The sequence below is a fragment of the Streptococcus sanguinis SK1 = NCTC 7863 genome (genome assembly GCF_000194945.1).
Taxonomy (GTDB): Bacteria; Bacillota; Bacilli; order Lactobacillales; family Streptococcaceae; genus Streptococcus; species Streptococcus sanguinis.
On sequence record NZ_GL878507.1, the window covers coordinates 768,754 to 795,493 of the forward strand.

Consider the following 26,740-nt stretch of genomic DNA (forward strand, 5'->3'; position numbering starts at 1 on the left):
CTAGAAAGACCACCTATGAAAACCTACGAAAAAATCTTTGACATCCTCAGTCAGGCTGACGACTATGTCAACGGCGAAAAAATAGCCCAAGAATTGGGCATTTCACGAACTTCCATTTGGAAAGCCATCCAAAAACTGGAAAAAGAAGGTATTCAAATTGAATCCGTCAAGAACCGGGGCTATCGATTGACAACTGGTGACTTGCTGATTCCTGATTGGATTGAGGAACACTCACCTGTTCAGGTCTCCTTTAATCCTGACTGCCTGTCCACTCAGATGGACGCCAAGGCTGGCATGGAGGCCGGACGCCCGGCCAACACTCTTTATCTGGCCGCTGCCCAATCTGCTGGCCGTGGCCGTTTCGATCGTGCCTTCTTCTGCCCCAGCCAGGGCGGCTTTTACATGTCTCTCCACCTCAAGCCCAACCTCCCCTTCGACCAGCTCCCCTCCTATACAATCTTGACCGCAGGAGCTATCTATAAGGCAGTAAAAAATCTAACCCTTATGGAGGTTGATATCAAGTGGGTCAATGACATTTACTATCGAAACAAGAAAATTTCCGGCATCCTGACCGAGGCTACAACTTCTATTGAGACAGGGCTCGTCACTGATGTTATCATCGGTGTTGGCTTTAATTTTTTCATTAAAGACTTTCCAGCTGAGATTAAAGAAAAAGCTGGCTCCCTCTTTGAAGAGAAACCAGCCATTAGTCGCAATGAGCTCATTGCCGAGATTTGGAAATGCTTCTACGAAAGTGACCCAGAAGAGCTCATCTATCTCTACAAGCAGCAATCCTTGGTGCTGGGACGACAAGTGACCTTTAGCCAAAAAGGCGCAGACTACCAGGGTTTGGTCAAAGATATCTCAGACAGCGGGCAACTCTTAGTCCAGCTGACTGATGGTCAGGAAATCTGGCTCAACAGTGGCGAAGTCTCACTGACCAGTTGGTAATCAAAAATTTCATTTCAAAAGGACTGAGTCTCATAGCTCAGTCCTGTTTTCATTATTTCGGTCCTAAATGTTTATCGATTTCATCCACAATCCGCCCCATGACATAGGAAATCTGCAGATTGCGCAGCACTAAAACTGCCCAGAAAGCAGCCATAAAATAGCGCCCCGCCATGATAGATTCATTGAAAAAATAGGTTTCTAAGGCCGTAAAAACAGCCATTACAATAAATTGTCGTCTGTTCATAGTTTTATTATAACACGAAAGCCTAGAAAAATCTTTTTTAATCCTCTTGAATGGTAATTTTTTCTGCTAAAAAGTCAAATCCCTCCGGAATCAGGCTTTCCTCTTCCTTCTCTTCAGCCTCTGTCTTGCCATTGCGGCTGCGAGCTGAAAAGTCCGCCCGAATCTTGGTCCACTCTTCCAAGGAAATAGCCAAAATCTCTGGTGAAAAGCCTGCTGCATTGCTGAGGATATTGCCAAACATGGTATTGAGATTGTCCCGCTTCATGGTCTGCTCAGCGTTGAAATTAGACTCAAAAGCTAAGATAGCATGACTTTCATTGGCCGCCACCGGCTGCGAGCCTGCCAGCAAGGCCTTATCAGCTCCAGCCAGACTTTCGATAATCTCACCCCAAGCATTCTGCAGCTTTGTTAGGTTACTACGAGCCAGACTAGGATTCTCAACAGCCTCTTCTAGGATGGCATTGACCTTATTGCGGTCTGCTCGGTAGCCCTTAGACTTCTGCGGTCGAATATCCGAAGTTTTGACAGCTGCTGCAGGTTTCCCATTGCCATTAGCCAGCTGCTGTTTAAGACTATCTATCTCTTGTCTCAGACCCTTGAGCTCATCAGCTAGATTATCTGGAATGACTGCCGCTGCAGGAAGACTGCTGGTCTCTGCCAGTCGAATGGTCATCATTTCTGTATAAATCTTGGGCTGCAGGCTGTTCTTGATGTCTGCCAAACTCTTGGTCGCCATATCTATCATGGCAAAGAGAGTGTCCTGCGGTGTCTTGAGGTTTTCCAGAAAGAGCTCACTAGCATGATGGTTCTCCCCGCCAGTTTTGACAATAATCAAGTCACGCAGGTATTGCAGGAGGTCCGTCACAAAACGAGCCATGTTTTTACCGCTGTCAAAAATCAGATTGAGATTATCCAAGGCTGCTACTGCATCATGAGAAATCAAGGCTGCTACATAGGCATCCAAGGCTCCTAAGCTGATGGATCCAGTGATTTCTTCAGCTATGTATGTAGTTAAACGATTTTCCTGAGTCAAGCTAAGAGCCTGATCGAGGATAGACAAGGCATCCCGCATACCGCCCTCAGCTCGACGGGCAATAATCTGCACACCTTCTTGCTCAAAATTAATACCTTCCTGCTCCAAAATCCACTCAATATGACCAATAATGTCCTGCGTCTCGATAGACTTAAACTCAAAACGCTGGACGCGGGAAAGAATGGTCGCTGGAATCTTATGCAGCTCTGTCGTCGCTAGGATAAAGACCACATTTTCCGTTGGCTCTTCCAAGGTCTTGAGCAAGGCGTTAAAGGCCCCAGTCGAGAGCATGTGGACCTCGTCAATGATATAGACCTTATGCTTAGCTAGACTGGGTGCATAGGTAGACTTGTCCCGAATGTCACGAATCTCATCTACTCCATTATTAGAAGCAGCGTCGATTTCGATGACATCTTCAAGGCTCCCCTCAGTAATAGCCTGGCAGATATAGCAGTCATTGCAGGGCTCACCGTCCTTTTGATTCGGACAATTCATAGCTTTGGCAAAAATCTTAGCAACACTGGTCTTCCCTGTTCCACGAGGACCAGAAAAGAGATAAGCATGGCTGATTTTCCCTTGCTCCACAGCCTGCCGCAGGGTGGTGGCCACTACTTGCTGACCCACTAGCTGTCCAAAGGTCTGACTGCGATACTTTCGATATAAAGCTTGATACATTAGGCTTTTTCTCCAAACATTTCAAAAATCCAAGTCGTTTTTTCAAGCAAAATCTGAACAAACTTTTCCAGATATTCCTGATCTACCTTATCATAATCACCTGTCAAGGATGAGTCCAAATCCAGCACTCCAAGCAGTCGGCCGTCTTTTACCATGGGCACCACAATTTCGCTCTTAGCCCGGCTATCACAAGAGATATAATTGGCATGCTGGGTCACATCATCTACGATAATCGTCTCTTTTTTCTCAGCAGATTCCCCACAGACACCCTTGCCCAGCGTAATATGGACACAGGAAACACCACCCTGAAAAGGCCCTAAAATCAGCTCACTCCCATCAAAAAGATAGAAACCTGTAAAAACCGAATTTGGCAAAGCTTGATTGAGCAAGGCGCTAGCATTGGAAAGATTAGCCAAAGCATTGGTCTCACCCTCTAACAAGGCTTCCAGCTGAGCCAGTAAAAGTTGATAACTTGAAATTTTTTCTTTTGTATTCATAGAGTCTATTATATCAAAAAGCCGGTCTTTCAACCAAGCTTTTCTTTAATTTTGTTATCCAAAAATTCATCAATCAGTCTATTTACAATATCGGGTTGGTCGGTATTAGAATTATGTCCCGCCTTATCAATCCATTGAACAGACTTCCCAGTATTTCTTTCATAGGCCTTCAAATATCGTATACAAGACCCTGCACGATCTTCTTTTCCACATATAACCAATTGTGGACATTTTACTTCATAAGAAAGTTTCTTCTCTACTGCTTCTGAAAATATCTTATATCCGTATCCCGCAAGACGAGCATACCTTTCTTGATCACCATCATAAACCATCATCATATCATACATAAGTTTTCTTCCATAGTCTGTTGTTGATACGCTTTTAGGGCCTGATTTCAAAAGAGATTTCCATCGATAGATTCTATAAATTGCTTCCATATTTTTTAAGAGCCACAACTCTATAGCTGTATAATAGTTCCTTTGCAGAGAAGGTGAATCAATCGTAACAAGGCCTTTTAATTTCTCAGGAAAAAGTTGATCATAAACCTGTCCTACATATCCTCCCATTGACTGACCAATTACTATTGGATTTTCTATTCTCTCTTTGATAAATATTTCATCCAGCCAAGTTGCTAAATCAAATAAAGTAAAATCGAGACGAAATGGATAAGATGAAGCGTGTCCAGGTGCGTCCCAAACCAAGACTCTATATGTATCTTTAAAATATTCTATTTGTTTTTCAAATAACCTATGATCAGCAGTTAGCCCTGGTAAAAAGATAAGAGTACTTTGGGATGATTCAACAGCATCATTTGTCCAATAATGAATTATTCCACTTGGTGTTTCATATATTTTTTCAATCAAAGTTCAATCCCCGCATTCTAATTTGTTTAATCTAGTTTATCGCAATTTCACTCATTCCTTTTATTATAGTTTCTCAAGTAGGTTCACTAGAACATATATTCTGATTACTTATCCTCCAAAACCTTCACTTCTTCACCCTCCACAAGCACAGCTTGGCGATTATTGAGGGAAAGCAGATTCAGCTGGTCGCTGTATGTATCCAGAGTGTCCTGGGCACTTTCGACAAAGGGTTCTTCGCCAAGATGAGGCAGGACATAAAAATCCACCTCGTTTAGTCCCTCTGTATTGCTCAGTTCTTCTGCAACGGACTTATCATCCATAAGCTTGTTATAGTCAATGTCCTTAGCTGTGATGATAGCACCAGCAGATTCGCCCACATAAACCATGCCATCCGCAATCTGCTCTTTTATCAAGGACAGAAGCTGCTTTTTCTTTAGTTCTTGCAGAAGATAAAAAGTATTGCCGCCAGAGACATAGAGGAGTTTGCTTTGGAAAATTTTTGCTTGAGCTGTTTCTCTATCACAAGCTGAAATATCTAAAATTTCTACCTGAAATCCTAAATCTGCAAAGGTCTGCAGGGCTTCGTCAATATAACCTCTGTACTCTTCTACATTTCCAGACGTCGGGATAAAAAGCACATGTTTGCCCAATTGCTTTTTAGATGCATATTGTTTAAATAAGCTCTTAACTCCCGCAAAATAAGAACATAAAAATAATTGTTTCATAGGATACCTCCTTATTTTTTCCTGATTTTATAAAGAATCCATTGACCCTTTCTTTGGCTATTGATGAGATGTAGATTCAAGTCTGTCAAAAAGTTTTCCAGTTTTTCTTGCTTTGTAAAGCCTGGTAGGTAATAAGCTAATTTGCTCCATTCACATGCCAGTAAGATGATTCCATCTGGCTTAAGTTCTAGGAACGCCTGAGTTAGATTCGATTAATAAAAATGAGTTTAAAATGCTGTAATCAAATTCTTTGATTGGTAAATCAAGTAAAGAAAAGCAAGAATAATCAGAAGGCCAATCATTGCTATATAAATCATCTGTCTTCCCCCTCATATCTTCTGCCATAAAGCTTTTTAGCTTTCTCTGTATAGTTCTTGATAAAATCCGTTTTCGCCTCTGTATAGGCATCACGGTTGTGCTCATATTGCTTCCACAAGGATAGCTTGAGCTTTTCATAGTCTTTAGCTACAGCAGGGTGCTCCTGTAAATAGTCTCTAAAGTAAAGTTCATCATGATCACCCTCATAGCGCAGATGCAGATGGAAAACCCGCTCGGCAAAACCACTCGGTGTGTAGCCTTTATTGAATGACATCCGCCCTTGGCTTTCTGACATGAGCAGATAACCATTTTGCAGTAGCAAGTCTTTCATTACCGCCATATCTGTTTCTTTGGGAATTTCCAGTAAAATATCCACTATTGGCTTGGCCCAGATGGTCTCTACCGATGTTGAGCCAATATGGCTAATCCGAACCAGCTGTTTTGCGGGCAAAAAAATCAAAAGCCGAAGCCGCTCCTCCTCATACCAGTCTTTCCACTCATCCTGATGCTCTCTTAAAAAAATCGGAAAAAGCTGCCACAGCTCCTCCAGTGACATTTCCTCTAAAGATGGACTCATAAGCACCTCCTTAGGTAATTTATACAAGCTTTTTCTCTAGTTATGATTATAGGAAAAATACACATCCTAGTCAAACCTAGTACTTATTGAACAGATATTTATTTTTGTAATATTTTTGAAAGGTTTTAGTTGTCAAACAATCTATTTTTTAGTAGAATGATGTCGGAGATATATTATTTAAAAGGAGTTCTTTATGAAAAAGTTTAGGTTTGGCACTTGGCTTGTCCTGTCAGCCGGCTCTTTGTTGTTACTTTCACAGGCTCTTCCTGCAGAAAATGCTGCTGCCAATCAGAAGAACCAGATTAAGGTCCAGCTGCTTAACCATAGCGATGAAACAGCTATCGGGACTCTGGAGTTGAATGGAGAGTATCAGCTAAAGCTTGGGAAAAAGGACAAATACGGTCGGGCTACTGCTGCTCATGTACAAATGCAGGAGCAACACAAAGCCAAAAAGAAAAAGGAGACCAAGGTCACTTACAATCCCATCGGTTGGCACAATTACAAATTTTACTACGGAAATGGAGATGATCGGGCTTGGCTCATGAATCGAGCTCATCTGATTGGCTTCACTTTCAGCGGCCTCAATAACGAAGGGAAAAACCTCGTTCCGATGACCGCTTGGCTCAACTCTGGCAGTTTCCAAGGACTGGATGACAATAACCCAGATAGCATGCTCTATTATGAACATCGCTTGGAGCGCTGGTTAGAGGAAAATCCAGATTATTGGCTGGATTACAAGGTTACTCCGATTTACACGGACAATGAGCTTCTTCCTCGCAAGATTGAGCTCCAGTATGTCGGGCTTGACGCAGAAGGCAATGTTGTCAGCATCCAGCTAGGAGGCAAGGAAACCATAGATGAAGACGGAATGTCTCATGTCCTCTTGGACAATGTTTCTCCAAATGCAGAGATTGACTACCAGACAGGCACTGCTGTCAATACCATGATTGAGTAGAGTTATAGATCAGAACATACAAACAGACCATCGCTATGATGATCTGTTTTTTTATTTTTTTACCAATACAGACAGCCATAAACCAACAAGACTGCAATCATACTGAAAAGCGAGCCAATCAGGTAGTATTCAGCAAAGGACTGGCTTTCTGAAATCTTATTATAGCGGGCAATAGACTTAGCCGTAAAGACTAGCCCAATGGCAGTAAACTGCCCGAAAATAAGAGAAAGTCCCATAATCAAGCGCTCCAAAATCCCAATCATGGCACCAGCCCCCGCAATAGTCTCTCCGCTGTCTTCCCCTGCCTGATACTTACTAAAGAAGAGTTTAAAGAGGATATTAATTGGCTTACCAGTAAGGGCGAAGAAAAAGAGAGCCTGCAGCATGAGGTAACGGTCAGTCAGCCAATTTGGTGCTGGAATTTGCTGCTGCCCTAAGAGAAAATAAAGAGCAAAAATGCTCATCAGATGTAAGAGCTGATCCAGTAAAAAGGCTGACTTTTGAGCATGCTGCCGGACAATCAATGAATTCAGCCTATTCTTCAAGAAGTCAATAAGCGCATGACTGAGCCAGACCAAAGCGAAATATAGCAGATAATTAGGTAAGATGAGCACCAAGAGCAACAGGGGCAAGAGAACAATTCCCAAGTGGAGAATTAAGAAATTCATCCGCCGGCTTTTGAGGTCAGCCATCTTCTGACTTTGAAGCTGAAAATCAGCTAGTACATGAGCCAGCAAAGTCAGTACAAGAATCGGATTCTGCATGAAAAATTCTGAAAATCCCATAAAATTTGTCATTGTTCAGCCTCCTTTGCTGCCTGTAGAATCATTCTCATAGCTAAACGGCGATTTCTCAGATAAATCTTCAAACCAGACGACTTGAGCCGCTTACTAAGCGCACTGGGACTAATCTGCAACAGCTCTGCTATTTCTCCATGAGAAAAATTCTCGTCATAGATATATTCCATGAGCATCCGCTCCAGAACCTCTCTCTGACTGCTATTCCACTTACTCTGGATAAATGAAGTAGCTGCCAACACCGTATTGACCGACTGACTGAGCTCTTCATCTCCCAAGGATACAGCTATACGGCTGCTGCCGTAGTCGTTCTTCTCATGAATAACATCAATGGCCGCGCGTGCCCTCCAGTAGGCCGGACCGTCCGCACCAATACTCTGCTCCCGATTGATATCCGTCACAATCTCCCCCAGACCAAGTCCAAAGCGAATCGGATGAGGAAAGCCCAAGGCAATCTGATCAAGGAGCTGCATGATCTCTGGATTAGGCCGTAGCAAAGCTTGGAACTCATCTCCAGTCGTTACCGTGAAAGGTGACACCAGATAATCCCGATAATCCTGATTTAGCACCGCCATCATGTCCTGCAGGTTCTTCTGAGCCTGCTTACGATTTTTCAGCTGTTTGGATTCTATTAAATCTCCAATAAGAGCAATATAAAGCATACCAAACCTCCTTTAAGTCCATTATAAAAGAAAATTTAAAAAATGTCCATTCAAACGGCAACTTTTTAGAATATCCATTGTAAAGGAAAGACTATTTTTTCTTTTTTGGTGCTGGTAAGGCAGGATAGGAAGCTTCAATCAAATTACAGAGAAAGGCAGCATCTTCTACTTCTTTTATATGAAGCATTGGCTTTGCGCCTGGATAAGGAAACTCATAAACCGGATTTTCAAAAAAATCCAGGGCTGGCTGGACTGACTCAAGCAACAAGCGATTGTCATAAATCCCGCCAAGTAAGCGCCCCCGATAATAGAGCAAATACTCTCCCATCATCTTGCGAAAGCTAATTTCTTGGCCTAAGCCCTGCAGCTGCTTCAGAATAAAATCCAAATATTCTTGACTAGATGCCATCGGAATACCTCCATGAATTGATACTTTATTATACCAAAAATGGATGAAGATTTCCTGACTAAGAGATCAACTCATCTCCTTCAATTCGTAGTTTGTCTATCCTCAGGTAAGTAGAAAAGTTAGACATTATAACGGTGGTTTAATATATAGCAGTTTAAAAATAGCTCTCTCTCCAGTATGATACATACAAACCTATCAAAATAATTATTAGGAGAGCATAAAATCTTTCAGCAGATAATAAAGAAGACATTAAATGATATCTTGTCCTCTTTTTATTTTATATATTCCTTAAAACACTTATAAATTATATAAATTTATCGATGGCTAGTCTGTATGCTCTTGATTTTCTGTAACATATCCATTAGTTCATCTTTATCAATTGGGTTCTCTTCATTCTCAGTTCCATTATGTAATGCTCCACCTGAGCAACGCCCATGAATAACATGTAATGTGTCAATGATCTCCGAATTGTTTTCGATTTTCTTTAATTCTTCCCAGTTGATTCGGCTTTTTTTATTACTATATTTAGTAGGTACTTGCTTATTCAAAATTATTTCATCAATAGCAAATTCAACCGATCTTCTTAGTTTACTGCAAATAAGCTGTTTACTATTATCTGACAATGGACTCTCTAATAATGATTGTTTAATATCAGAAATATAATTAGATAAGTTTTCAGTTTGTTTTATTTTTATGATGCCTTTTCGGTCTTTTCCTTCACTCAAAGTTTCATAAAGATAAACATGCTTACCTTTAGATTTATTACATCCTCCGTTTGTATTTTTACATATATGACCTAGTGAACTTATCATGAATCCATCGAGAAACATTTTATTATGGGTAAATATAATAATTTGGTTTTCTAATGACATTAATAATTCAGAAAAATTATTCATAATGCGATGGTCCAAACTATTAACAGGATCATCAAAAATTATAGCACTTTTATTGTTTGAAAGACTAATTTCAGAGATAAACAAAGCTAAAGCGGTGGCTTTTTGCTCACCCTCACTCAAGATGTCTTCTATATTTTTATTGGCACCTAAAACCAACTCTGTTTGTTGTTTCCCTTTACTGTTAGAACCTTGTAATTCAATAGATAGATTATTTAAACCAAGCAATTTCAAATTTTGTTTAAATGTTTTTAAGAGATTGTCTGTAAGCAAGGCAGTATGTGCTTTTTTACTTAAAAAACTTAATTTTGAAATATTTATCTCAGATACTGATTTTCTTTCTTGAAATAATCTATTTTTTTTCTTAATAAATTCACTAAGTTCGATAAATTGAGAGCTCAGCGACTCTTTCTCTTCAAGTATTATTAATTGCTGATTGTATTTCTTTAAAGATTCTATTCTCTGAGACTGTTCAGAATTTAATTCAGTATGCAATTGTTTGGTGCTATCTATTTCTTTAGACAGGTTATTTAATAACTCTTCTTGTATTTTAGGTGCTTCTATAAGATCTTGCTCTCTCAATTTACTTAAAAGTGATTCTGTATTTTTAATTATCTGCTCATTTAAGGTCATAAGTTCAGACTTTTGTTCAAGGGAAAGTTGAATCTCTTCGCTCTGTAAATCCACCAAAGAAATGGTCTGTAATTTTATAATTTTTTCCTTTATACTTGCTGTATTTTCGTCTAATTGAGTTTGGGTAGTGTCTTTTATAAATTTTGAGTAAGCTTTTGTAATCTCTAACGAGGTTTTATCATAAGAGCGATGACAATATGGACAGGTATCCTTCAATTTAAATTCTTCACAATAAATTATTCCTGATTTAATAAAATTAATCCAAGTATCACTATCGGTACCAGGTATCTTGCTAAAAAGTTCGAACTGTTGTCTAGCAGTTGAATGCTCCTGTCTTAGTTTCAACCTTCTCATAACTAGATTATCTACACTTTTTTGCTCTTCCTCAAGGAACATAATTAAGTTCTTGAATTCTAACTTTATTTTTTTGAGTTTATCAAGTTTTATTTTATTAATCTTAATTGCATCATCTGAGTTTGTTTTTTTAAGATTTTCTATAGATTTTTTAACATTTTCAAGTTGCCTTTGCTCTTCTGAGGAAAAACTTTCAAAGCTTTTTATTTTATCAATATCTTGCTTCTCAAAACTATCTTTTTTTAAAAATTCTCTGAAATCTTCTGTAACCTTATCAAGATTAATATTCGGTAATGACTCCTCATCCGATTTGATTTTTTCTTCTGCTAATTCTTTTATTTTGACTATTAACTCACTTATCTCAGAAAAATATGAAAGTGCATAGGGTTTAATTAGTAGTTCATCTGCGTTTCTTTTCTGTAAATATTTATTAGTATATTCTGTATCAAAAACTCTAATTGATCGTAAATCTGAAATAGTCGAAGTATTTGACCAAGCGCTTGATTTTGGGGTGCCATCTATACTATATCCAATATTAACATTAATATTCTTTGGAGACTCACTAAAAATATTTTGCAAAATATTTTTAGATTTCATATATCCCGTCATATTATTTAGTATTCTGAAGTAACTACTCTTTCCAGTACCGTTAAGGCCATAAATGATGTTAATTTCTGAAGAGAAAGAAAGGCTTTGTTCTTCCGAAAGGGCATTTACACCCGAGTGATGTTCTAATTTTGTTAATATTATTTTTCGTTTTTTGTACTAAAATTAGTAGATGGAGATACTATATTTGGTATTTTTTTTCTCTGAAGTAAATAATCAGCTAAATCATTCTTTGCATTATCATCAATAATTCCTTGTTTCTCAATAAAGAATTTTATAATATAGGATAACCAAGCATTACAATCACCTTTTTCAGCTAGGTCTATTAAATAATCAATGGCGTTGTTTTTCATATATACTCATACCCCTCTTTTTATTTAGAAATAACTTAAAGCTACCGCTTTTATTATATCATATTGTAAAGATAAAGTGAGGCAGAGCATAGCCTTAAGCAACTTTTTAAAAGCTATTTTTCACATGACTTACCGTGTAGTTTATCGTATTCTACTTTAATATTTTGGTTGGAAAAATCAGATAATGTAAAGATTCATTAGAATTTCTAAATTGACGAACGATTCGTAAAATTAAGCCAAACTTACAAAGAAGGACAAAAACAACTTTAGCCTTTCATTTCTAAATTAATCGAAAAACTCTCCAAACAACAAGAAGACAGCCACGATATCTCTAAGTTTATAGTAAGAATTTTGAAATGTACAAAACTTCCAGAATTAATTGACAAGGCTGTAAGTGAGCTGATTGATAAAAATACGATTAATAAGCTAACTAGTACAAAACACAATCGTATTACCCAAATAAAGATTTTTTGCAATTCCGTAAAAAACTAAGTAACAAAAAGTGAGCCAGATGAACTAACCCACTAACATACCTAAATTAACTAAACTGCTTTAAATCAGTCTAACAAAGTCTAACTTTTTTGCTTATTTTTTTAGAAGTCCTTCCTTGACCAGATAGTCACGCGCAACAGCTTCCGCTTTTTTGCCTTCAATGCCAACTTGATAATTCATCTGGCTCATCTGGCTTTCCGTAATTTTACCAGCCAGCTTATTGAGAACACCTTCCAATTCAGGGTGCTTTTCTAGCAATTCAGCTTTCAGGAGAGGTGCCCCTTGATAAGGAGGGAAAAGATGCTTATCATCTTCTAAAATCTGAAGTTGATAACGCTCAATTTCAGGGTCAGTTGAGTAAACTTCCATAATCTGGATATCGCCTGATTGAATCGCATCATAGCGAAGGGCTGGCTCCATAGTTGATACATTGAGATTCAGTCCATAGACAGATTGAAGCCCCTTGTTTCCATCTTCACGGTCATTAAATTCCAAGGTGAACCCTGCCTTGAGCTTGTCTTGAACTGCCTTAAGGTCAGAGATGGTTTTAAGATTGTATTCTTTGGCGACACTCTTGGGAACTGCAATTGCATAGGTATTCTGATAGGCCATGTGATTGAGCAAGACTAGATTGTCCTGTTTTTTGATTCCATCACGTGCTGCTTCAAAAACTTCTTCAGCATCAGTACTGACCTTTGGAGCAGGCTGCAAGAGAGTTCCGGTAATCGTACCGGTAAACTCAGGATAGATATCAATATCACCTTTCTTTAAAGCTTGATAAAGGAAGTCGGTTTTACCAAAGTTTGGTTTGACCGTCACAGTCATATCCGTATTTTCCTCGATGAGGAGTTTATACATATTCATGAGAATTTCTGGCTCTGGACCCAATTTCCCAGCTATAACCAGATGATCCTTCTCCTGCTTGGGAAGCAGACTCGGTGTGTAAGACGCACCAAGTCCGAGTATTAAGACAGCAAAAGCTGTAAATACAGTCCGAAGCTTAGCCTTTTCCATCCATTTAAGGAGACTGTTGAAAAGAATAGCCAAAACTGCAGATGAAATAGCTCCAATCAAGATCAGACTGGCATTGCGACGGTCAATTCCTAGAAGGATAAAGGAACCTAGTCCACCAGCTCCGACAAGAGCTGCTAGAGTTGCTGTCCCGATAATCATAACCGTTGCTGTCCGAACTCCTGACACGATGACAGGCATAGCTAGAGGCAGTTCAAACTTTTTGAGTCGCTCCCACTTGGTCATCCCAAAGGCGACTCCGGCTTCTTCTAAACTAGGATCAATCCCATTCAAAGCCGTGACAGTATTTTCTAAAATCGGGAAAATAGCGTAAATCACCAGAGCAGTCAGTGCTGGTAGTGTACCAATCCCCATAAGGGGGATAAAGAGTCCCAGCAAGGCCATTGAAGGAATGGTTTGAAAGATTCCTGCAATTTGCAGCACCCAATTGGCTGTCTTTTTGTGACTATGAAGATAGATAGCGAGCGGAATGGTCAAGAAGATCGCCACTAATAAGGTCAGAAGAGACAGCTGGAGATGTTGCCCTAAGGCTGCCAACCATTCGCCAAAGCGCTCCTGAAAGGTAGAAAACAAATTAGCCATGTTGAACACCTCCAAACAAATCTGCTACAAAGCTGGTCGCAGGTGCAGATAAGATTTCCTCAGGTGTCGCCACTTGACGAATCTCTCCTTCCTGCAGAACAGCAATCCGATTCCCCAATTTCAAGGCCTCGTCCGTATCATGAGTCACAAAGATTGTCGTCATCCCAAACTGGTCATGGATACTCTTGGTCAAGCTCTGCAATTGCTTTCGCGAGATAGCATCAAGAGCAGAAAAAGGCTCGTCCATCAGCAGGATTTTGGGTTGGGCGATAATGGCACGGACAATACCCACCCGCTGCTGCTCACCACCAGACAGCTCGCTCGGCATACGCTGGGCATAGTCATCAGCAGGCAAGCCTACTAGCTCCAACAATTCATCAGTCTTCTGCTGAATATCTGCCTTGCTCCATCCTTTCATTTCAGGAATGAGAGCGATATTTTCAGCCACCGTTAGATTTGGAAAGAGGGCAATCGCTTGTAAGACATAGCCTGTAGAAAGGCGCAGCTCCCGCTCATCATAGTCTTTGATGCGCTTGCCATCCATATAGATGTTTCCATCTGTTGGCTCTAAAAGACGGTTGATCATCTTGAGCATGGTTGTCTTACCGGACCCAGAAGGACCTACTAAAACCATAAATTCACCATCCTCAATCTGTAAGTTGACATCTCTCAAGACATCCTTTTCTGTATAGCCTAGCGCTACATTTTTATATTCAATCATTCTTTGTCCTCAATTTAAAACTTCCCTCGATTAGTTAAGTCTTCTACCTTAGGCATGACTTCTTTATTGTCCCAATGCTCCACAATTAATCCATTCTCCAAACGGAAGATGTCATACTGGGCATAAGCCACCCCATCTATCTGAGTCTGCCCATAGCTAACCACATAGTTCCCTTGACCCAAAAGCTGGAAAACAAAGTCAAAAGTAAGATCGTGCTCAGCTACATAGTTTTTATAAGCCTGACTTCCTTGGCCAATCTCATGATTATGCTGAATCAAATCTTCTGCCACATAATCACTCCACTGCTCTAGCTCCCCATTTTGGAAAATTTCTGTCAAGAAACGACGAACGGTTTTTTTATTTGCTACTGTCTTGTCCAAATCCTTGATTTCAAAATCTCCAAAGATCTGGTCTAACTGTCCATTTTCTGGAACACGATAGTAGTCAATGACATCCCAATGCTCCACGATACGGCCATTCTCATCCGCACGGAAAGTATCAGTCGTCACCCATTGAGCTTCCCCGCCATTGAGATATTGATGAACATGGACGAAGACTAGATTGCCGTCTTCAATGGTGCGAACAATCTTCATCTCACGCTCGGGATGGCGCTCAAAGAAATTTGCAAAGAAAGCCGCAAACCCTTCTTTCCCATCTGGCACACCTGTTGAGTGTTGAATGTAGGTATCCCCTACAGACTGAGCTTGAGCCTCGGCAACGCGCCCATCTTGAATGGCATGAATGTATAAATTTTGTGCATTTTCAACTTGTTTTGACATGATTTATGCCTCTTTTTCTTTTAAATTCGCTAAGATGCGTTCCTGATAACTTTCAAACTGGCGAATTTCTTCCTCTGAGAAACCTTTATAAAAAATAGCATCCAATTTTTGACTGATACGATGGCCAACTTCTTTCTGGGACCAACCTTGCTCCGTCAACTTGACATATTTTTTTCGCTTGTCTAAACCACACTGACTAAAGGTCACCAACCCCTGTTCTTCCAACTTTTTCAGCATAGTCGTCAGCGTATTATTGGCCAGTCCTGTCGCCAGCGCAATATCTGTGGCCGTCGCACAGCCCGTTTCACTATTCCATAAAACTGTGAGAATCTTGCCCTGTTCACTCCGATAAAGGGCTTCAGGATCCTGATTCAGTAACTTTTGAAAAATCCGCCCATTCAACAAACGAATATGATAGGCTACCAAATGACTGTCTTTCATACTCCCTCCAATTTATTTCTATATCGAATCGTTTTTAAATTGTAACATCTAGAATTATATCTGTCAAGCATTTTGTTCTATTTGGAAATAATTTTAAACTGAATAAAGATTATAAACAAAAAAGCCCAGTATAAACAGGAAATCCCCTTCTTACACTGAGCTTCTTTTTTATATTAGTAATATTCACCCTGACGGTAATCCCATGAGTTAAAGGTATCAGACAGGTGCATCATGATTTTGTCGATGTCCAAGCCTTTGCGGATGACCACTGGTGCTGGTGAGATGGAACGTTGCCCACCTTGTTCTGGAATCAGTTTTCCATCCTTGTCTACCATAGAGACCATAACACCTTGCTCGTAGCGAGTTTCAATGGTCTTGTCTGGCTGGATAGAGGCTACATAGTCGTCTGCTTCAATAACCAAATCAACAGCATTTTCGATGCGCTCGCCAATTCCTTCTACCTTGCCGCGGTTTCCTTTACCAGATGGGTTGGCTGAGGAAGCATAGACCATCTTGCCTTCTTCCCAAAGCTTAGCTGCCAGCTGCTCGCCCGCCTTACCAAACTTAATAACAAAACAGCTAGTGCCACGAACATCTGTCATCAGCTCTTCCCGACCGTCGCCAAAGGCCTTGAGCTTTTCAAAAGCTTCTGGCTTCCATGGAAGGATACAGCCCAAGAGGATGTCTTCATCCCAATGCTTTTGATAAAAAGCTTCAATTTCCGGATTTAGCTGAGCCAAAGCACGGAGCTCATCCATACTGCCACAGAGGACAACACCTGGCTTATTACGGTTACGAGCCTTAGCTTCGAACTTACGCTCCAAGCCAGCTTTATCGCTGGTCATGATGATGTAACCCACCTTGGTCGGGCAAACGATACAGCCACCATCGCCTTTCAAGATATCATAACCTTCTTGTGAAAGCTGTCCGTTCCATTGAATGTGTTTTGTCATAAGTTTCTTCCTTTTCTATTAAATTAAGATTTATTTTACCATATATTTTTATCGGAGACAAGGTTTTTTCAGAATTTTCTCAATATAGAAAAAATAAGGTTACTGCCAATAAGATGGACGATTTTTTTCATATTCTGCAATCAAATCCTCATACTGCAGTGTAATGCCAATGTCATCTAGACCGTTGAGGAGCTTGTGCTTCCATTCTCCATCAATGTCAAAGGAGAATTCTCCAACCGGCGAAAAAATCTTCTGCTGCTCCAAATCCACCGTCACTTCATCTGTCGGCTTCAGATTCGCCAAGGCTTGCCGTACTTCTAGCGGCTGGACGATAGGCAGCATACCGTTGTTAAGCTCATTATTGTAGTGAATATCTCCGAAAGATCCAGCAATGACTACCTTGAAGCCATAGTCAGCCAAGGCCCAGGCAGCGTGCTCCCGAGAGGAACCAGCCCCGAAATTATCCCCTGTAATCAGAATAGTTGCCTTGCGGTACTCCGGTCTATTAAAGACAAAATCAGGATCTTCCGTGTACTGATTGTCTAGATAGCGCCATGCGTACATGAGGTACTTGCCAAAACCTTTTTTATCAATCAACTTGAGAAACTGCTTGGGCAAAATTTGGTCCGTGTCAATATTATCGTTCATGAGGGGGACTGTTGTCCCCGTGTAAATTGTAAATTTTTCCATAAACCTTCCTTACTGGACCTCCGGTAGCTGGCGGACGTCTACAAAGCGCCCGGCAATGGCTGCCGCTGCTGCCATGGCTGGACTGCAAAGATGAGTCTTAGCTCCAAATCCCTGCCGATCCTCAAAGTTCCGATTACTGGTCGAGGCACAGTGAACTCCGTCTGGCACCTTGTCTGGATTCATTCCCAGGCACATAGAGCAGCCGGGATCGCGCCACTCAAAGCCTGCATCCATGAAAATCTTATCCAGTCCCATCTTTTCAGCAGCCCTCTTGACCGGACGAGAGCCTGGTACGACGATAGCTGTCAGATTGGGAGCAATGTGCTTACCAGCGACAAACTTAGCAGCCAGCTGCAAGTCACTGAGTCTGGCATTAGTGCATGAGCCGATAAAGATATAACCTAGGTCAATATCTTCTGCTTTCTTACCCGGGGCGAGGTCCATGTAATTGTAGGCGCGCTCGTCGTTCATGTCGCGGATTTCTGGGAAAGCTGCACCGAACTCTACTCCCATAGAAGGATTGGTTCCCCAAGTCACCATTGGTGCAAGCGTGGAAACATCAATCTCAATGACCTTATCATAGACGGCATCAGGATCACTGACCAAAGTCTTCCAATCAGCTACCGCTGCTTCAAAGTCCTTGGGAGCGTCCGGCCGCCCTTTAACGTAATCATAAGTCTTCTGGTCGGGATTCATAATGCCCATCTTAGAGCCAAACTCAATGGACATATTGCAGATGGTCATGCGCTCTTCCATGGTCAGATGATCAATCGCATCACCAGCATACTCGACCACATGACCAACACCAGCGGCCACACCATATCGGGCAATCAGAGCGAGGATAAAGTCCTTGGAATAGACACCTTTAGGTGGCACCCCAGTAAATTTGACCAGCATTTTCTTAGGCTTGACTTGCCAAATGGTCTGCGTGGCAAAAACGTGCTCCACCTCCGAAGTACCAATTCCAAAAGCAATAGCTCCAAAAGCTCCGTGAGTAGCCGTGTGACTGTCACCGCAGACGATGAATTTGCCCGGCTGAGTCTTGCCCGTTTCCGGTCCAACCATATGGACAATCCCCTGCAGTTCCGATCCGTGAGCCGCGTGTTCAATGCCAAAATCCTTGACATTCTCAGAAAGTTTATCAATCTGAGCCTTGGAAATCACATCCCGAATATCATAGATATTGACCGTAGGAACATTATGGTCAAAGGTTCCAAAGGTTAAATCCGGCCGTCTAACTTTGCGACCTGCATCTCGAAGGCCCTGAAAAGCCTGAGGGCTGGTCACTTCATGAATATAATGCTGATCCACATACATAAGCTGGGGCTGGCCTTCTTCACCAGTTATCAGATGCCTTTCCCACAGCTTATCAAAAATCGATTTTCCAGCCATACTAGCTTCTCCATATGTAATATAAAATTCCAATTTCCACTATTATTCCGCAAATCCAAGCCAGCCAGAAATACCATTTTCTGGTCTTGTGGTGAAAGAGTCGACCGCCTAATAAAGCGCCCAAACCTCCGGCTGCCAATGCTGACAAGAGCAAAGTCTTCTCTGGAATGCGGTAGTGATTTTTCTTAGCCTTACGCTTATCCCAGCCATAAAGCAGGAAAACGATAAGGTTCCAAAGTAGGCAAATACCTGTTAATATCCATTTCATAAATTATTAATAATTGACTCCGTCATTTGAGCTGTTGTCGCCTGACCGCCCAGATCTCGGGTTAAAATCCCTTGAGCCAAAGTCTTCTCCACTGCTGCTTCAATAGCTTCTGCAGCTTCAAACTCTGCAAAACTATCCCGCAGCATCATGGCTACAGAAAGGATCATACTGATAGGGTTGGCAATACCTTGCCCTGCAATATCAGGAGCTGAACCATGGATAGGCTCGTAAAGACTGGGTCCTGCAGCCGAATGACTGGCCGATGGCATAACTCCCAGCGTCCCTGACAAGACACTGGACTCGTCTGAGAGAATATCGCCGAAGAGATTTTCCGTTACCACAACGTCAAACTTAGCAGGATTGGCAATCATGAGCATCGCAGCGCTGTCCACCAGCTGGTGCTCCAAGGTCACATCTGGATAATCCTTGGCCACCTCATCTGCTACTCTACGCCAGAGTTTGGATGTCGCTAGCACATTTTGCTTGTCAATACTGGTCACGCGCTTTCTGCGAGCACGCGCAATATCAAAGGCTTTACGGACAATTCGTTCCACCTCTTCATAGCTGTAGTCGTTAATATCACGAGCAGATTTATCCTCCAAAATATGCTCACCAAAGTAAATCCCACCAGTCAGCTCGCGCACGACCACGAAATCCACACCAGCAATTCGCTCTGCTTTCAAAGGAGACAAATGCTTAAGAGCATCAAAAATCTTAACTGGACGGATATTGGCATAGAGTTCAAGCCCCTTACGCAGAGCGAGCAAACCTTGCTCCGGCCGAACTGGGGCATTATCATACTGGGGACTACCGATAGCTGCTAGGAGAATAGCATCCGCCTCCTTGGCTGCTACCAGAGTTGACTGAGGGAGAGGATGACCTTCCGCATCAATACCAGCCCCCCCAAAAGCCTTCTCCGTGACATGATAAGTAAAGCCGAACTTGTCCGCAACAGCAGCCAGCACTTGAAGACCCGCTTCCATGATTTCTGGTCCGATACCATCACCCGCCAGAGCTACAATTTCTTTTGTCATAGTCGCTTCCTTCTAATTATTTGCAGGCAGATCGCGGTAGGATACCTGATGGCCGATTTCACCAGCATTTTCCTTTTGCACAAAGGTATTGGCATGGATATAGGCAATGGCGCTGGCCTTAAGAACATCAAAGTCAATACCAGAGGAGTTGAAAATTGTATCTGTATCCGTATTTTCAACAGCTACCAAGACGCGAGCCTGAGAGTCAATACCATCCGTTACCGCCTCGATGTTATAAGACAAAAGCTGAACAGACTGGTTAAAGAATTGGTCAATGGCATTAAAGATAGCTTCGACACTTCCCTTACCTTCTGCTACACAGCTGACCGTCTCGCCGTCGCCATTAACCAGCTGCACATCCGCTGTGATGGTATGGTCGTCATTGGTCGTCAACTGTAGATCATCAAAGTGGAAGCCTTCAGGATTTTCGACAGTCGTTCCGGCAATCAGAGCCCGAATGTCAGCGTCTGTGACTTCATTTTTCTTATCAGCCAAGACCTTAAACTTAGCAAAGAGATCATTGATTTCAGATTCTGCAAAGTCCAGAGCTAGTTCTTTAAGTTTTTCGACAAAGGCATGGCGACCAGACAGCTTGCCAAGCGGCAGTGAATTGCTCTTGACTCCAACCAGCTCAGGTGTGATGATTTCATAGGTCAGTGGATTCTTAAGAACACCATCCTGATGGATACCGGACTCATGAGAGAAGGCATTGCCACCAACGACTGCCTTGTTCTTAGGCACTGGAATACCTGAGAAGCGGGACACCAGCTCAGAAGTGTTGATGGTTTCATTAAGGACGATATCCGACTCAACCTGATAATAGTCCTGACGAATCTCTAAGGCAACTGCTACTTCTTCCAGTGCTACATTTCCAGCCCGTTCACCGATTCCATTGATAGTCCCCTGAACACGACCAGCACCGTGCTTGATAGCCGTCAAAGTATTGGCCGTTGCCATGCCAAGGTCATCATGGCAATGAACACCAAATACCACCTTATGATCAGAAGTCACATTTGCCACTAGGTAGTCGAAAATATTTGCAAACTCTTCTGGCGTGGTAAAGCCGACTGTGTCTGGAATATTGATATAAGTCGCACCTGCATCAACCGCTGTTTGTACCACCTGAAAAAGGAAATCCAGCTCTGTTCGTGTCGCATCCTCTGGTGAAAACTCGACTATATCAAACTTGGAGCGCGCGTAGGAGACATGCTCTTTCACAGCTTCTAAAATCTCTTCCTTGGACTTTTTCAGCTTGAACTCTCTGTGAATAGGACTGGTCGCAATGAAGACATGAATCTGTGGATGCTTGGCATCCTTGAGCGCTTCATAGCAGGCATCAATATCGGATTTGACCGAACGCGCCAGACCAGTAACAGAAGCTTTTGTAATGACTTTAGCAATCTCGTGCACCGCAGCAAAAGAATCTGGACTCGCAGCAGGAAAACCAGCTTCAATGACTGAAATCCCCCACTTCTCTAACTGCTTGGCAATTGCCACCTTCTCCTTGATAGAGAAATTCACTCCTGGTGTCTGCTCGCCATCCCGGAGGCTGGTATCAAAAAACTCAACTTTGCGTGTCATAGACAACTCCTTTTCTAAGATACATAGACCAATTAGGAAAAATTCTTTCCAAACTTCTAGGTCGTGTTCAATGACTGAGACGGTCTGAGACAAATTGATTTCAGAAAAATCAAGATAAACTCCCACTCCCGTCGCTCCTTTAGAAACCATTTCTTCCTCATCAGAGTTTGAGGTAAGATAGGTGAAATAAAAAACATCTCACTTGAAGAACAAGCGAGATGTTGATTTACTCCCGCTTGGTAAGCCAAACAGGACTAATGCTTTTGCACTAGCCCGAGTAACGCAACAACAAAGCAAAGTTTGAAGATTGGGTTGACTTCATGTTTGACTAACTCCTTCTTGAGATGGTTTCTTATTGTTTAGTATTCTAACACAGTATCATAAACCTGTCAAGAAAAAGTCGATATTTTCTGAAAATTTTTAATATGCTGGATTATTTTTGGGGATTTAAACTGTAAATACGAGAAAAAGGAAGTGAGGTAACTTTGCTTCTTCTATTTTTTCAGGAATCGTAGCATAGTTTATTTACTCACTTCATCCAGCTTATTCTGAAAGCGTCTGTTCTCCTGATAGCGAGCTTCTAGAACATCGTCTATGCGCTTTTTGTATTGCTGATGGTATTGTTCCAGATTATCCTCTATTTGAAAAATATAAGGTTGAGCCGCTGTCAAAGGAACCTCTCTACATGCATAAGAAATTGCCTCTAAGAGTTTGTTCGTCTCTCTGTCAAACTTATAGTAGTATGTATCTAAGTCTGTCTCTACTCGCTCAAACTCACGCATTTTTAGAGCATGTTCATCTTCCAGTTCCTGAAGCTTCTTTTTATCCAGCATTGCCTCACCTCCTATCCCTTAATCGGGCTATCCAAAGAAGGCATCTGCATCGTCTGAGTTAGATGAGTTTCAGCAGCTTGCGCTGCCTTCCCTTCAAATCCACCCTTAATATCATTGACATAGTTAGTAGAAGCATAATTTTTCATATCCAAAGCCGCCGCCTGTAGCTGAGCTGCCAGATCTAATCCTTTTGCAAGGATAAGCAGCTCTTTGGCCACTATCAAAGCCTTGATAGCCTGCCTCTCCTGCTCCTTCATCTTTTCTTTAAACTGTCTCTCTAACTCCACTCTAGTTACGAGCGCATCATCATTTGGTATAAGCATTTTCAATAACCCTCCATGATCCTTTCACATCTGCTAAGAGATTATTGAAATCCTCAGCTTGCTGAGTATCGACTGCTGCAAAATCTCCACTTGCTCTGACCAAAGTCGTTCCCAACTGTTCAATCTCTGTCAGGAATCCTTTTGCGGATGTGTTTGTATTTGTTTCAACCGAATCGTCCCAGTAGTGCTTTATATCGAAATCAATCAATAAACTCTCCACTTCTGAGTCGCTCAAATAAGTAGCAAGACCGAATGCCTCTGTTCTTGCGTCATTAATTATCTTTTGGACAGATTCCTTGGCATCCGACAATAAGGTTTTGACATGCTTAACTTTATCTTCTATTTCAAAGATAGCCAACTGAGCTGCGGTCTGAAGGAGACGAGCACGAACTAAAATTCTCTCTTCACCTGTAAGATTGCCATTTCCAAGCTGTTTCTGATAGCTTGGAATCATCTTCTTGTCCCACTTCATCGACTCTCTACGTGCTTCATCAATGATTGCTTGATAATCCCGCTTAAATTCATAGAAAGCAGATGTAGAAATACCTGCACGCGCAAAATTTGCTGTTCCAAAAGAAGAAACGTCAACAACAGCATTCATGAATTTTATCGCCTCATCATCAGTCAAACCTTGCATACGAAGCAAATCTAAAAATTTCGCTTCTAATCTCGCAAGCTTCTCCCCTGCTCTCAGAAGTTCTGGATGAAAATCTTCTGAAGCGACTAAAAATCCCCCCTTGCCGTCTGCCTGAAAAACACCAAAATCATGAGCACTATCAGACATAAAGTCAAAGCGAGTATAATGAAGAGGCACAACTATATGAGCTGTTCCCAATTCCTTACGAGTTGGCTTTTCTCCAGGTTTCTCTAAATTATAGATTGTATTTTCACGATTGAGCATACTAACAATATCAAAGGGATTGACATAGTATTCAAGTTTTGCGCTAATCGCTTTAATCCTATCATCATCAACTCCCATTTTTTTCAAACTATCGGTAGTATCCGGTCCATCGAAAAGAACGACCTTTCCAATTTTATCAAATTCTTGTTGGCTCAGATTAGCTATTCCTTGAACTGTCACCATAGTCCCCAGCGAGTGGGCTGTAAGATCCATCGTAGCATTGGGAGCTTTCTCGCTCATTTCTGCAATGGTGGCTTTCATTCCCTCCGTTGCTAGTCTAGCCTGAGGTATATGCGAATCAAATAAAGCAAAATTAGCATCATTAACAAGCCAGTCATTCAGATTTAAAGGCTTAATTCCTTCTTTCTTAAATCTCTTAATATTAAAACCATCACTGCCTCGAATAGCCATATAAGTATGCTTTGTATCCTTGCCCAAAGTCGGTGTATCTGTTAGAAAATATGCATTAAAGCCAACTCTCTCATTAGTTAAACGACCTTTCTGGTAAGGGCCTAAACCTGCTTTCTCTTTATAATCAGCAATTTTCTTATCATTATCATCCACAAAGGGTAAATCTAATCCCTTTTCAACATGCAAATCTGGATCTGGCTGCAAGTAAACTTTGCCATCATTATCGAGTTTCTTACCTCCAGGGGTGACTTCTGTTACCTTCCCATCTTCATCCCTTACATAAGCATCATTTGAGAAATCAAATTCTAGAGAGCCACCATTATCTAATATTTTTTGATTATCTTTCAATTGAGACTCATAGGGGAATCTAATTGGTCTTCCATGGTAAGCAGATTGAGCTAAATCTGCATAAAAATTATCAAAGTTTTTTAAATTACTATTACTCAAAAATTCTACCTCCTACTCGCAATGGGCTTCCTTGCATCATAGTATCAAAAGCAATTTGCTCATTTTTAATTCTAAACATAACCTGCCATGTTGATCCCTCTATGTTATTGAAGCCTCCTCCAACTATTACAACCTCACCTCCTCCTTGCGGTGTTCCATTTCCAACTTCTTCCCACATGGTTTCATTCCAATCTATCTGAACAGATTCTATCTTTGAATTTTGAGATTTTACAAACTCCTTAATCTCTTCTTCATGCTTCTTAAGATAAGCCAGCTGTTTTTCATGTGGGTCTTGCTCTTTCTTTTTCTCCTGCTTAGTTCCATGTATAAACAAATTTTTATTTTGAAGTGTCATAATTGTTCCTCCAATAACTAGAGTAGCGGTTAGCGCTACGATTGATAGAGTAGCTATTTTGCCTTTTTTCACCATTTGTCCTCCTTGTGAATAGAAGTTACTATTATTATATCATGAATGCATTAAAAAAATACTTTTGAAAAGTATTCTCATCAAATTAGAAATTGGCTGACTGCGCTAAATCTTCACATAAATTATCAAATGTTTTTAAATTGCTGTTACTTAAAAAGCTCACCTCCTAATCTTATACCATTGCTGATACCCATGCTTTCTAAATCAACTTTTCCATCTTTGATTTCTATTAGAACATTCCAGTCTGAATCTTTTAAATTATTAAATTCACCAAATATACTCACAACTTCCCCTCCGCCTTGTGGGGTTCCATTTCCAACTTCTTCCCAGCGCGTTTGATTCCAATCAATTTGAACTGATTCTATCTTTGAATTTTGAGATTTCACAAACTCCTTAATCTCTTCTTCATGCTTTTTAAGATAAGCAAGCTGTTTTTCATGCGGATCTTGCTCTTCCTTTTTCTCCTGCTTAGTTCCATGTGTAAACAAATTTTTATTTTGAAGTGTCATAATTGTCCCTCCTATGACCAGAGAAGCTATTACTGCTGCCACAGATAGAATCGCTATTTGTTTTTGTTTCATCTTCTAGCCTCCTTGTGCATAATAATAAGTTACTATTATTCTATCATGAATGCATTAAAAAATACTTTTGAAAAGTATTCTCGTTAAATTAGAAATTGACTGACCGCGCTAAATCTCCATAAAAATTATCAAATGTTTTTAAATTATTATTACTCATATTTGTCCCATCCTCCATTTTTTAATACACTAGGTGGATTTAGCATTCCAATTAAATCTATCGAAGGGATAGCATTCTCATTTTCTAGCGGAAAATCTACTGTAAAATCAGAATCTTTTATATGATTGAAAGTTCCTTTCAACGATAGATTAAAACCCGCTCCTTGAGGAGTCCCATTCCCTATCTCTTCAACAATTAAACTATCCCAAATAAGCTGAACTGATTCAATCTTTGGATTTTTAGACTTTACAAACTCTATAATTTCCTCCTCATGCTCTTTCAAATAATCCAATTGCTTTTCATGCGGATCTTGCTCTTCCTTTCTCTCCTGCTTGGTTCCGTCTGTAAACAAATTTTTATTTTGAACTGTCATGATTGTCCCTCCAATAACTAGAGTAGTGGTTAGCGCTACGATTGATAGAGTAGCTATTTTTCTTTTTTTCACCATTTGTCCTCCTTAAGAATAGAAGTTACTATTATTATATCATGAATGCATTAAAAAAATACTTTTGAAAAGTATTCTAGTTAAATTAGAAATTGGCTGATTGCGCCAAATCTGCATAAAGATTGTCAAAACTCTTTAAATTACTGTTACTCATAAATATCCCACACATTCCCTTCCAAAATTCTTATCGGCTGCATTTCATAAATAACTAGCTTATCAGGAACTTCATTTGAATCGTAGTTTAAAGGGATTCCTAATGTAAATTCAGTGTCTTTGTTATTATTTATTCTACCATCCAAGGTCAAAATATATCCACCGCCTTGTGAGGTGCCATTCCCTATGTCTTCGACCTTCATACTGTCCCAATTAAACTGAACACTTTCAACCTTAGAATTCAAAGCTTTAACAAAGTCGGTCAACTCTTCTTCATGCCTTTTGAGATAAGCAAGTTGTTTTTACGCGGATCTTGCTCTTCCTTTTTCTCCTGATTAGTTTCATGTGTAAACAAATTTTTATTTTGAAGTGTCATAATTGTTACTCCAATAATCAGAGTAACAATTAGCGCTATAATTAATAGAGTCGCTATTTTGCTTTTTTTCATCATTTTTTCTTATATTTCTAATACTTTCTATAATTTCACAATATCACTTCTTAAGACACTTCGTTTCTAAGAAAATATACACACTCATCTCCTCATATACTGAA

At 40.7% G+C, this 26,740-nt stretch carries 31 protein-coding genes and 2 pseudogenes; 3 read left to right on the plus strand and 30 right to left on the minus strand.

Features of this window, described 5'->3' with window-relative positions:
* Positions 1-15 precede the first annotated feature (15 nt).
* Positions 16-951, plus strand: coding sequence for a bifunctional biotin--[acetyl-CoA-carboxylase] ligase/biotin operon repressor BirA (birA, locus tag HMPREF9378_RS07140; protein ID WP_002913629.1), 936 nt, complete (start codon positions 16-18; stop codon positions 949-951).
* 52 nt (positions 952-1,003) lie between these two features.
* Here birA and HMPREF9378_RS07135 read toward each other — a convergent pair whose 3' ends face one another.
* The 8 genes and pseudogenes from HMPREF9378_RS07135 to HMPREF9378_RS07110 form a co-directional block, all read right to left on the minus strand.
* On the minus strand, positions 1,004-1,195 hold the full coding sequence (locus HMPREF9378_RS07135; RefSeq protein ID WP_002895701.1) for a DUF3272 domain-containing protein: 192 nt from the start codon (positions 1,193-1,195) through the stop codon (positions 1,004-1,006).
* Between the two features lie 37 nt (positions 1,196-1,232).
* Entirely contained in the window at positions 1,233-2,903 is a 1,671-nt protein-coding gene (gene dnaX, locus HMPREF9378_RS07130) for a DNA polymerase III subunit gamma/tau (RefSeq protein WP_002913631.1), read from the minus strand.
* Positions 2,903-3,400, minus strand: coding sequence for a GAF domain-containing protein (locus tag HMPREF9378_RS07125; RefSeq protein WP_032911213.1), 498 nt, complete (start codon positions 3,398-3,400; stop codon positions 2,903-2,905). The genes dnaX and HMPREF9378_RS07125 overlap by 1 nt, the downstream gene beginning before the upstream one ends.
* Positions 3,401-3,429: 29 nt before the next feature.
* A complete protein-coding gene (locus HMPREF9378_RS07120; RefSeq protein WP_002900524.1) occupies positions 3,430-4,263 on the minus strand; it encodes an alpha/beta fold hydrolase in 834 nt (277 codons plus the stop codon).
* 104 nt (positions 4,264-4,367) lie between these two features.
* Positions 4,368-4,988: a Type 1 glutamine amidotransferase-like domain-containing protein gene (locus HMPREF9378_RS07115; RefSeq protein ID WP_002913634.1), complete on the minus strand. Its 621-nt coding sequence runs from the start codon at positions 4,986-4,988 to the stop codon at positions 4,368-4,370.
* Positions 4,989-4,999: 11 nt separating this feature from the next.
* A pseudogene (locus tag HMPREF9378_RS11860) lies at positions 5,000-5,200 on the minus strand (hypothetical protein); the annotation flags it as partial.
* Positions 5,169-5,333: a hypothetical protein gene (locus HMPREF9378_RS11725; RefSeq protein WP_002913636.1), complete on the minus strand. Its 165-nt coding sequence runs from the start codon at positions 5,331-5,333 to the stop codon at positions 5,169-5,171. The gene HMPREF9378_RS11725 and the pseudogene HMPREF9378_RS11860, both read right to left, overlap by 32 nt.
* The gene (locus tag HMPREF9378_RS07110; RefSeq protein WP_002913638.1) at positions 5,302-5,883 is read right to left on the minus strand and encodes a GrpB family protein; all 582 of its coding nucleotides are present in this window, start codon (positions 5,881-5,883) and stop codon (positions 5,302-5,304) included. The genes HMPREF9378_RS11725 and HMPREF9378_RS07110 overlap by 32 nt, the downstream gene beginning before the upstream one ends.
* 193 nt (positions 5,884-6,076) lie before the next feature.
* On the opposite strand from HMPREF9378_RS07110, the gene HMPREF9378_RS07105 reads away from it, so the two are divergent.
* Complete coding sequence (locus HMPREF9378_RS07105; protein ID WP_002900528.1) at positions 6,077-6,838, plus strand: DNA/RNA non-specific endonuclease; 762 nt, start codon at positions 6,077-6,079, stop codon at positions 6,836-6,838.
* A gap of 59 nt (positions 6,839-6,897) precedes the next feature.
* Here the strand turns inward: HMPREF9378_RS07105 and HMPREF9378_RS07100 are convergent, their stop codons facing one another.
* From HMPREF9378_RS07100 to HMPREF9378_RS07080, 5 genes are all read right to left on the minus strand, one after another.
* A complete protein-coding gene (locus HMPREF9378_RS07100; RefSeq protein WP_002913640.1) occupies positions 6,898-7,635 on the minus strand; it encodes a DUF3307 domain-containing protein in 738 nt (245 codons plus the stop codon).
* On the minus strand, positions 7,632-8,297 hold the full coding sequence (locus HMPREF9378_RS07095; protein WP_002913643.1) for a SatD family protein: 666 nt from the start codon (positions 8,295-8,297) through the stop codon (positions 7,632-7,634). Before HMPREF9378_RS07095 ends, HMPREF9378_RS07100 begins: the two co-directional genes overlap by 4 nt.
* A gap of 91 nt (positions 8,298-8,388) precedes the next feature.
* On the minus strand, positions 8,389-8,706 hold the full coding sequence (locus tag HMPREF9378_RS07090; RefSeq protein ID WP_002913645.1) for a TfoX/Sxy family protein: 318 nt from the start codon (positions 8,704-8,706) through the stop codon (positions 8,389-8,391).
* Positions 8,707-9,020: 314 nt separating this feature from the next.
* Entirely contained in the window at positions 9,021-11,336 is a 2,316-nt protein-coding gene (locus HMPREF9378_RS07085; RefSeq protein WP_080557341.1) for an AAA family ATPase, read from the minus strand.
* Complete coding sequence (locus HMPREF9378_RS07080; protein ID WP_002913649.1) at positions 11,333-11,545, minus strand: hypothetical protein; 213 nt, start codon at positions 11,543-11,545, stop codon at positions 11,333-11,335. Before HMPREF9378_RS07080 ends, HMPREF9378_RS07085 begins: the two co-directional genes overlap by 4 nt.
* A 288-nt stretch (positions 11,546-11,833) precedes the next feature.
* Between HMPREF9378_RS07080 and HMPREF9378_RS11755 the strand changes: the two genes are divergently transcribed.
* Complete coding sequence (locus HMPREF9378_RS11755) at positions 11,834-12,037, plus strand: DUF4368 domain-containing protein (protein ID WP_223330905.1); 204 nt, start codon at positions 11,834-11,836, stop codon at positions 12,035-12,037.
* A 93-nt stretch (positions 12,038-12,130) separates the two neighbouring features.
* On the opposite strand, the gene HMPREF9378_RS07075 is transcribed toward HMPREF9378_RS11755, so the two are convergent.
* From HMPREF9378_RS07075 to HMPREF9378_RS11760, 17 genes and pseudogenes are all read right to left on the minus strand, one after another.
* On the minus strand, positions 12,131-13,651 hold the full coding sequence (locus HMPREF9378_RS07075; RefSeq protein ID WP_002913650.1) for an ABC transporter permease/substrate-binding protein: 1,521 nt from the start codon (positions 13,649-13,651) through the stop codon (positions 12,131-12,133).
* A complete protein-coding gene (locus HMPREF9378_RS07070; protein ID WP_002913652.1) occupies positions 13,644-14,372 on the minus strand; it encodes an ABC transporter ATP-binding protein in 729 nt (242 codons plus the stop codon). The genes HMPREF9378_RS07075 and HMPREF9378_RS07070 overlap by 8 nt, the downstream gene beginning before the upstream one ends.
* A 14-nt stretch (positions 14,373-14,386) precedes the next feature.
* On the minus strand, positions 14,387-15,151 hold the full coding sequence (locus tag HMPREF9378_RS07065) for a nuclear transport factor 2 family protein (protein WP_002913653.1): 765 nt from the start codon (positions 15,149-15,151) through the stop codon (positions 14,387-14,389).
* Positions 15,152-15,154: 3 nt separating this feature from the next.
* A complete protein-coding gene (locus tag HMPREF9378_RS07060) occupies positions 15,155-15,592 on the minus strand; it encodes a MarR family winged helix-turn-helix transcriptional regulator (RefSeq protein ID WP_002900536.1) in 438 nt (145 codons plus the stop codon).
* Positions 15,593-15,765: 173 nt separating this feature from the next.
* A complete protein-coding gene (locus HMPREF9378_RS07055; RefSeq protein ID WP_002897734.1) occupies positions 15,766-16,545 on the minus strand; it encodes an L-threonylcarbamoyladenylate synthase in 780 nt (259 codons plus the stop codon).
* A 99-nt stretch (positions 16,546-16,644) separates the two neighbouring features.
* Positions 16,645-17,235 carry a 3-isopropylmalate dehydratase small subunit gene (gene leuD / locus HMPREF9378_RS07050; protein ID WP_002895722.1) on the minus strand — a complete coding sequence of 197 codons (591 nt, stop codon included), beginning with the start codon at positions 17,233-17,235 and terminating at the stop codon, positions 16,645-16,647.
* Positions 17,236-17,244: 9 nt separating this feature from the next.
* Positions 17,245-18,627 (minus strand): 3-isopropylmalate dehydratase large subunit, encoded by a 1,383-nt coding sequence (gene leuC / locus HMPREF9378_RS07045; protein ID WP_002913654.1) that lies wholly within the window; start codon positions 18,625-18,627, stop codon positions 17,245-17,247.
* A 1-nt stretch (position 18,628) separates the two neighbouring features.
* On the minus strand, positions 18,629-18,895 hold the full coding sequence (locus HMPREF9378_RS07040) for a DUF1294 domain-containing protein (protein ID WP_002913655.1): 267 nt from the start codon (positions 18,893-18,895) through the stop codon (positions 18,629-18,631).
* Positions 18,892-19,929, minus strand: a complete 1,038-nt coding sequence (leuB, locus tag HMPREF9378_RS07035) for a 3-isopropylmalate dehydrogenase (RefSeq protein ID WP_002913656.1) — start codon at positions 19,927-19,929, stop codon at positions 18,892-18,894. The genes HMPREF9378_RS07040 and leuB overlap by 4 nt, the downstream gene beginning before the upstream one ends.
* A gap of 12 nt (positions 19,930-19,941) precedes the next feature.
* The gene (locus HMPREF9378_RS07030; RefSeq protein WP_032911214.1) at positions 19,942-21,510 is read right to left on the minus strand and encodes a 2-isopropylmalate synthase; all 1,569 of its coding nucleotides are present in this window, start codon (positions 21,508-21,510) and stop codon (positions 19,942-19,944) included.
* A gap of 521 nt (positions 21,511-22,031) precedes the next feature.
* The gene (locus HMPREF9378_RS07025) at positions 22,032-22,343 is read right to left on the minus strand and encodes a hypothetical protein (RefSeq protein ID WP_002900541.1); all 312 of its coding nucleotides are present in this window, start codon (positions 22,341-22,343) and stop codon (positions 22,032-22,034) included.
* 11 nt (positions 22,344-22,354) lie between these two features.
* On the minus strand, positions 22,355-22,666 hold the full coding sequence (locus HMPREF9378_RS07020; RefSeq protein WP_002900542.1) for a hypothetical protein: 312 nt from the start codon (positions 22,664-22,666) through the stop codon (positions 22,355-22,357).
* Complete coding sequence (locus tag HMPREF9378_RS07015; RefSeq protein ID WP_002900543.1) at positions 22,650-24,425, minus strand: DUF2974 domain-containing protein; 1,776 nt, start codon at positions 24,423-24,425, stop codon at positions 22,650-22,652. The genes HMPREF9378_RS07020 and HMPREF9378_RS07015 overlap by 17 nt, the downstream gene beginning before the upstream one ends.
* A complete protein-coding gene (locus tag HMPREF9378_RS07010) occupies positions 24,418-24,855 on the minus strand; it encodes a hypothetical protein (RefSeq protein WP_002900544.1) in 438 nt (145 codons plus the stop codon). The genes HMPREF9378_RS07015 and HMPREF9378_RS07010 overlap by 8 nt, the downstream gene beginning before the upstream one ends.
* A 143-nt stretch (positions 24,856-24,998) precedes the next feature.
* Entirely contained in the window at positions 24,999-25,433 is a 435-nt protein-coding gene (locus HMPREF9378_RS07005) for a hypothetical protein (protein WP_002900545.1), read from the minus strand.
* Positions 25,434-25,582: 149 nt separating this feature from the next.
* Entirely contained in the window at positions 25,583-26,038 is a 456-nt protein-coding gene (locus tag HMPREF9378_RS07000; protein WP_002900546.1) for a hypothetical protein, read from the minus strand.
* Positions 26,039-26,181: 143 nt separating this feature from the next.
* Positions 26,182-26,639 (minus strand): annotated as a pseudogene (locus HMPREF9378_RS11760) (hypothetical protein).
* Positions 26,640-26,740: the final 101 nt, after the last annotated feature.

Excerpts from the sequence above, each read along its gene's own strand:
- HMPREF9378_RS07025 (WP_002900541.1), bottom strand. The coding sequence starts at position 22,343 with ATGCTGGATAAAAAGAAGCTTCAGGAACTGGAAGATGAACATGCTCTA.
- dnaX (WP_002913631.1), bottom strand. The coding sequence starts at position 2,903 with ATGTATCAAGCTTTATATCGAAAGTATCGCAGTCAGACCTTTGGACAG.
- HMPREF9378_RS07125 (WP_032911213.1), bottom strand. The coding sequence starts at position 3,400 with ATGAATACAAAAGAAAAAATTTCAAGTTATCAACTTTTACTGGCTCAG.
- HMPREF9378_RS11725 (WP_002913636.1), bottom strand. The coding sequence starts at position 5,333 with ATGGCAGAAGATATGAGGGGGAAGACAGATGATTTATATAGCAATGAT.
- HMPREF9378_RS07010 (WP_002900544.1), bottom strand. The coding sequence starts at position 24,855 with ATGGTGAAAAAAGGCAAAATAGCTACTCTATCAATCGTAGCGCTAACC.
- leuD (WP_002895722.1), bottom strand. The coding sequence starts at position 17,235 with ATGGAAAAATTTACAATTTACACGGGGACAACAGTCCCCCTCATGAAC.
- HMPREF9378_RS07135 (WP_002895701.1), bottom strand. The coding sequence starts at position 1,195 with ATGAACAGACGACAATTTATTGTAATGGCTGTTTTTACGGCCTTAGAA.
- HMPREF9378_RS07105 (WP_002900528.1), top strand. The coding sequence starts at position 6,077 with ATGAAAAAGTTTAGGTTTGGCACTTGGCTTGTCCTGTCAGCCGGCTCT.
- HMPREF9378_RS07000 (WP_002900546.1), bottom strand. The coding sequence starts at position 26,038 with ATGGTGAAAAAAAGAAAAATAGCTACTCTATCAATCGTAGCGCTAACC.
- HMPREF9378_RS07060 (WP_002900536.1), bottom strand. The coding sequence starts at position 15,592 with ATGAAAGACAGTCATTTGGTAGCCTATCATATTCGTTTGTTGAATGGG.
- HMPREF9378_RS07100 (WP_002913640.1), bottom strand. The coding sequence starts at position 7,635 with ATGACAAATTTTATGGGATTTTCAGAATTTTTCATGCAGAATCCGATT.
- HMPREF9378_RS07040 (WP_002913655.1), bottom strand. The coding sequence starts at position 18,895 with ATGAAATGGATATTAACAGGTATTTGCCTACTTTGGAACCTTATCGTT.
- HMPREF9378_RS07065 (WP_002913653.1), bottom strand. The coding sequence starts at position 15,151 with ATGTCAAAACAAGTTGAAAATGCACAAAATTTATACATTCATGCCATT.
- HMPREF9378_RS07115 (WP_002913634.1), bottom strand. The coding sequence starts at position 4,988 with ATGAAACAATTATTTTTATGTTCTTATTTTGCGGGAGTTAAGAGCTTA.
- HMPREF9378_RS07075 (WP_002913650.1), bottom strand. The coding sequence starts at position 13,651 with ATGGCTAATTTGTTTTCTACCTTTCAGGAGCGCTTTGGCGAATGGTTG.
- leuC (WP_002913654.1), bottom strand. The coding sequence starts at position 18,627 with ATGGCTGGAAAATCGATTTTTGATAAGCTGTGGGAAAGGCATCTGATA.
- leuB (WP_002913656.1), bottom strand. The coding sequence starts at position 19,929 with ATGACAAAAGAAATTGTAGCTCTGGCGGGTGATGGTATCGGACCAGAA.
- HMPREF9378_RS07080 (WP_002913649.1), bottom strand. The coding sequence starts at position 11,545 with ATGAAAAACAACGCCATTGATTATTTAATAGACCTAGCTGAAAAAGGT.
- HMPREF9378_RS07055 (WP_002897734.1), bottom strand. The coding sequence starts at position 16,545 with ATGACAAAACACATTCAATGGAACGGACAGCTTTCACAAGAAGGTTAT.
- birA (WP_002913629.1), top strand. The coding sequence starts at position 16 with ATGAAAACCTACGAAAAAATCTTTGACATCCTCAGTCAGGCTGACGAC.
- HMPREF9378_RS07095 (WP_002913643.1), bottom strand. The coding sequence starts at position 8,297 with ATGCTTTATATTGCTCTTATTGGAGATTTAATAGAATCCAAACAGCTG.
- HMPREF9378_RS07005 (WP_002900545.1), bottom strand. The coding sequence starts at position 25,433 with ATGAAACAAAAACAAATAGCGATTCTATCTGTGGCAGCAGTAATAGCT.
- HMPREF9378_RS07110 (WP_002913638.1), bottom strand. The coding sequence starts at position 5,883 with ATGAGTCCATCTTTAGAGGAAATGTCACTGGAGGAGCTGTGGCAGCTT.
- HMPREF9378_RS07020 (WP_002900542.1), bottom strand. The coding sequence starts at position 22,666 with ATGCTTATACCAAATGATGATGCGCTCGTAACTAGAGTGGAGTTAGAG.
- HMPREF9378_RS07070 (WP_002913652.1), bottom strand. The coding sequence starts at position 14,372 with ATGATTGAATATAAAAATGTAGCGCTAGGCTATACAGAAAAGGATGTC.
- HMPREF9378_RS07090 (WP_002913645.1), bottom strand. The coding sequence starts at position 8,706 with ATGGCATCTAGTCAAGAATATTTGGATTTTATTCTGAAGCAGCTGCAG.
- HMPREF9378_RS07030 (WP_032911214.1), bottom strand. The coding sequence starts at position 21,510 with ATGACACGCAAAGTTGAGTTTTTTGATACCAGCCTCCGGGATGGCGAG.